This is a genomic window from uncultured Corynebacterium sp., from assembly GCF_902782855.1.
GTDB lineage: Bacteria > Actinomycetota > Actinomycetes > Mycobacteriales > Mycobacteriaceae > Corynebacterium.
The window spans coordinates 1-4,451 of record NZ_CACZOO010000269.1; the positions used below are offsets into that span (position 1 = coordinate 1).

Annotated in this window: 6 protein-coding genes; 4 read left to right on the forward strand and 2 right to left on the reverse strand. The window is 65.7% G+C overall.

The window, feature by feature from the left end; translation table 11 throughout:
* A partial coding sequence (locus QZV72_RS10915) for an RtcB family protein (protein WP_297008408.1) occupies positions 1 to 1,040 on the forward strand: 1,040 nt, incomplete at its 5' end.
* A 51-nt stretch (positions 1,041 to 1,091) separates the two neighbouring features.
* Positions 1,092 to 1,580, forward strand: coding sequence for a nucleotidyltransferase family protein (locus QZV72_RS10920; protein ID WP_297008410.1), 489 nt, complete (start codon positions 1,092 to 1,094; stop codon positions 1,578 to 1,580).
* Here QZV72_RS10920 and QZV72_RS10925 read toward each other — a convergent pair.
* Together QZV72_RS10925 and QZV72_RS10930 are read right to left on the reverse strand one after the other, a co-directional pair.
* Positions 1,465 to 1,872 carry a type II toxin-antitoxin system VapC family toxin gene (locus QZV72_RS10925; RefSeq protein ID WP_297008412.1) on the reverse strand — a complete coding sequence of 136 codons (408 nt, stop codon included), beginning with the start codon at positions 1,870 to 1,872 and terminating at the stop codon, positions 1,465 to 1,467. The genes QZV72_RS10920 and QZV72_RS10925 overlap by 116 nt on opposite strands.
* On the reverse strand, positions 1,869 to 2,129 hold the full coding sequence (locus tag QZV72_RS10930; RefSeq protein ID WP_297008414.1) for a type II toxin-antitoxin system Phd/YefM family antitoxin: 261 nt from the start codon (positions 2,127 to 2,129) through the stop codon (positions 1,869 to 1,871). The genes QZV72_RS10925 and QZV72_RS10930 overlap by 4 nt, the downstream gene beginning before the upstream one ends.
* Positions 2,130 to 2,357: 228 nt before the next feature.
* Between QZV72_RS10930 and QZV72_RS10935 the strand changes: the two genes are divergently transcribed.
* Positions 2,358 to 3,749, forward strand: a complete 1,392-nt coding sequence (locus QZV72_RS10935; protein ID WP_297008416.1) for an MFS transporter — start codon at positions 2,358 to 2,360, stop codon at positions 3,747 to 3,749.
* A 108-nt stretch (positions 3,750 to 3,857) separates the two neighbouring features.
* Positions 3,858 to 4,451: TetR/AcrR family transcriptional regulator (locus QZV72_RS10940; protein ID WP_297008418.1), on the forward strand; the 594-nt coding region annotated here is incomplete at its 3' end.

The following is a 4,451-nucleotide window of genomic DNA, read 5'->3' on the forward strand; positions in this document are numbered from 1 at the left end:
TCGGCAAGGGTTCCTCAGTCGGCACCGTCTTCGGTACCGAGAGGGCCGTCATTCCGGCGGCTGTCGGTGTGGACATCGGCTGCGGCATGATCGGCGTCCGCACGTCGTTCACTGCGTCCGACATCGAGGACAAGGACCTCGTTGACCTGCGCGACGCCATCGAGCGCACCATCCCGCTGTCCCCGGGCCGCTACAACGGCTGGGTGCTCGGCGGCACCGCGGAGGCCCGCACCAGGGAACTCGCGGAGATGGCGGAGAAGACCGGCGTTGACCTCGGGCACTCGAAGAAGTGGCGGCAGCAGCTCGGCTCCCTCGGCGGCGGAAACCACTTCATCGAGCTCTGCCTCGACGAGGAGGACCGCGTCTGGATGTTCCTGCACTCCGGCTCCCGTGGCGTCGGCAACAAGATCGCCCAGAAGCACATCAAGACCGCGCAGCGGCTGATGCGGAAGTTCTGGATCGACCTGCCGGACCAGGACCTCGCGTACCTGCCGGAAGGGACGCCGGAATTCGACTCCTACCTGCGGGACCTCGCCTGGGCTCAGCGCTTCGCATGGCTGAACCGGGAGGAGATGATGGACCGGTTCTCGACCCTGCTCGGCGAGTGGATCGGTGCGCCGGTGACTGAGACCGAGCGGATCAACTGCCACCACAACTACACCGTGAAGGAGAAGCACTACGGCAAGACCGTGTGGCTGACCCGCAAGGGTGCCGTTCGCGCGGACGAGGGTGTGAAGGCACTGATCCCGGGGTCGATGGGTACGGCGTCCTACGTCGTGGAAGGTCGCGGGTTCGCCCCCGGTCTGCGGTCTGCCCCGCACGGGGCAGGTCGCCGGTTCTCTCGGACGGAGGCCCGGAAGCGGTTCACCGCTGATGACCTGGAGGTGCGGATGGGTGGCATCGTCCACCGGCCGGGTGACGCCTTCGTCGACGAGATCCCGGATGCCTACAAGGACATCGACGTCGTCATGGCGGACGCTGAGCCACTGGTCACGGTCCTGCACAAGCTGCGTCAGGTGATGAACGTCAAGGGGACGTAGGTTCAGTCCACATCACTACCGATGGAATCCCGACGTCGATACACTGTGGTCATGAGTGCGGAGACTGCATCGACCAGGGCCCTACGGGGCCTGATCGCTGCGCGCCGGGATGAGTTGGATGCGCTCCTCGACAAGTATGGAGCCACAAACCCGCGGCTCTTCGGACCCGTGGCCAGGGGTGACGCCCACGAGGGGAGTGACATCGACATCCTCGTGGACATGGATCCCGCCGACGGCAACGTATTCATGCGCGCGTCCGGGTTGAAGGGGGGAGACCCGGGAGCTTTTCGGTCGCGTCGGTGTCGATGTCTTCCCTGCGCAGCTGCTGAAGGAATCGGTGTCTCCGTCTGCTCGTGCAGAGGCCGCGCCCCTGTGAGTAGAGGAGCAGCCGGGATGTCATGGGGCCACCCGACGTCGCGGCCGGCTACACGTAGAACACCTGAAGTTCATCGAGGTCAGCGAGGACTCGAAAATCCTCGTCCTGGGAGAAAACGGGAAGGTCATTGGCGAGGGCGATGGAGGCGATCCAGAGGTCGTTGACGTTGATGCGGCGGCCCGCTTCCGCCAGTCTGACGCGCAGGCGCGCCCAGTGCGTGGCGGCTGCTGCATCGACGGACAATGGTTCGAGCGCCGATACTGCAGTCAGTGTGGACAGGCGTCGTGAGCGAATCGACTGGTCGGGGGCAGCGAGGACGCCTGCTTCCAGTTCCGCGAGGGTGATCACGGAGATGCAACCCTCATTTGGAAGCTGGTCCGCGCGTAATGGACGGCCGGATTCTCGGGCGATGAAGACGCTGGTGTCGAGCAGTCCTCGGGGCGCCGTGTTGCTCATCGGATGGGCCCGAGATCGTCAGTTGTGTCACCGGCAAGGTTTGCGAGGTCGTCCCGCAGTCCGGGATCTGCCCGGCGAGTGTCCAGGACGTCCATGAGCTGTGCGCGGGTCAGGTACACCGGCCGCGTGATTCTGGTCGGGGCGATATCTGCGACCGGACGACCGTGTTGGGTCACCGTGATGCGTTCGCCGTTGGCCACGCGGCGGAGCACATCACCGGTGTGATTGCGGAGATCTCGCGAGGCTATGGTCGACATGTGCGTAACTGTAGCACACTGGGCACATATGCGGATTCGGTGCAGTTGGCCCCGCTCCCTCGATCGTTGTTAGGCTCGGGCGCATGTCAGCATCAGCAGCCGCAGCAGCGGTCGCCAAGACCCTCCGTTAGCGACGGAGCGTCCGGGGAAACCCCTTCCTGCATAACCCGCTCACGCATCCGTCGCTTGAAGCCTGTACCAGCACACTTCAAGTAACGGAGATTCTCCATGCCTGATTCACGACGCTGGCTGATCCTCGCCAGCCTCTCATTTCTACAGTTCCTTATCGCGGTCGACGTGACCGTGGTCAATGTCGCCCTGCCCGATATCGGACGGCACTTCGACGCCGATCCAGGCCAGCTGACCTGGGTCGTCGTCGGCTACACCGTCGCTGGCGGTGGCCTACTCATGCTCGGCGGACGCCTCGGTGACCTGCTCGGACGGCGCAGGATGCTCATCGCCGGAGTCGTCATCTTCGGTGCGGCATCATTGCTGGCCGGACTCGCCCCCGACTTCAGAGTCCTGGTCGCCGCGCGTCTGGCCCAAGGGGCCGGCGAAGCTCTGGCGGCACCTGCGGCAATGTCCGTGATCGTCCTGATGTTCCCCGAAGGACCTCAGCGGTCGCGGGCACTCGGCGTATGGGCGGCCGTGGCCAGCAGTGGCCTGGTCCTCGGATTCATCCTGTCCGGGGTGATCACCGAGTTCCTCGGCTGGCGCTGGGTGTTCCTCATCAGTGTGCCGTTCGTGGCGCTGGTGCTGGTGGCGGCCCTCGTCCTCGTCCCGTCCGGCCGGACGGCTCCGCGAGGTACCGGGCAGGGCGCTACGGCGGACGTCCCGGGTGCCCTGCTGCTCACCGTGGCCCCGTTGTTGTTCATCGCCGGGGTCGTCGAGACCGGCGAGGCCGCGCGTCCGTGGTGGGTACCGGCCCTGCTGCTGGTCGGCGCGGTAGTCGCGGCACTGACCCTGGTGAAGGTCGAGCGACGGGCCACCGATCCGCTGCTGCCGCCGAAGATCCTGGCCCACCGTTCCCGGCTGGGTGCGAACGGCGCGACGATGCTGCTCAGTGCGGCACTGTCATCCTCGTTCCTGCTGTTCACTTTCCTGCTTCAGGACCGGATCGGCCTGAGTCCGTTGGTGACCGGGCTGACTCTGGTGCCGTTGGCACTTAGCCTGATCGTGGCCTCGGTCTACATCCCGCGACTCATCGAATGCTGGGGCGCGCAGGTCTGCATCTTGATCGGAATGGGATGTGCTGCGCTGGGGATGGCCGCCATTGCGGTCGCCGCGTCGCTGGACGCGGGCCCCGTCGCCGGGTCGATCTCCTTGCTGCCGGCGATGCTTCTCATCGCAGCGGGAATGGGCTTCGGCATCGTCGCTCTGCAGTACGTTGCGGTCAGCGGGGTGACGGATGAAGACGCTGCTACGGCGTCCGGCGTGCAACGTGCTGCCGACCAGCTGGGCGGTGCCGCCGGTGTGGCCCTGTTTATCGGCATCGGATTCTCCCCGGCGCTGACCGGCGGAGCGGACACGCCGGCGCCGTATGTGCTCAGTGCGGCGCTGGCGGTGGTCGGCCTGGGGATGGGGTTTCCGGTGGTGCTCCGCATGCGCGTGGGCGGTTGATCTGCGAGGGCACGCCTTGTGCCGGTAGCGGTCCCAGGGTCGTGCTATTGTCTGACTGGTCAGTCAAAGAAACTATCTGAGGGATGCCGAGGGAACGGAAGGGACGCCGTGGCCAGGAAGGTCGACCAGGAGAAGGTCGCGCAGAAGAAGGCGGAGATCGCCGAGGTCGCCGCCCGTCTCTTCGCGACCAACGGGTTCGAGAGCACCTCCGTCGCCGATGTCGCCCACGAGGTCGGCACCAGCCCGGCGAGCATCTTCTACTACTTCGACGACAAGGCGGCGCTGTTCAGGGCACCTTTCGAGACAGATCTGCCGATAGCAGAGAAGCTCATTGAGGCGCACCGTGAATCAACCGACCCCCTGGCGTCCATCCTGACGATCCTCACCACACTCGTGAAGGACGCCGCCTACCCCTACGCCGCCGGCATGCTCGTCGAGTCGCTGCGACGCATGGGGCACGACCCCGAACTGGTCGTGGCGTCCGAGAAGGTGGCCGCGGTCCAACGGAAAGGCCTCGCTGATCTCATTCAACGATCGATGAACGCAGGTCAGGTCGACGAAACCCTCGATCCCGACCACACCGCCGGCTGGCTGTTGACCATCGTCGACGCCTGCTTCCTCAACGCCGAACCCGGCCACGACCCCACGCCCGAGGTGCGTCGCACCGCGCAGGGCTACCTGCGACCGGGCTACCTGAAGGAA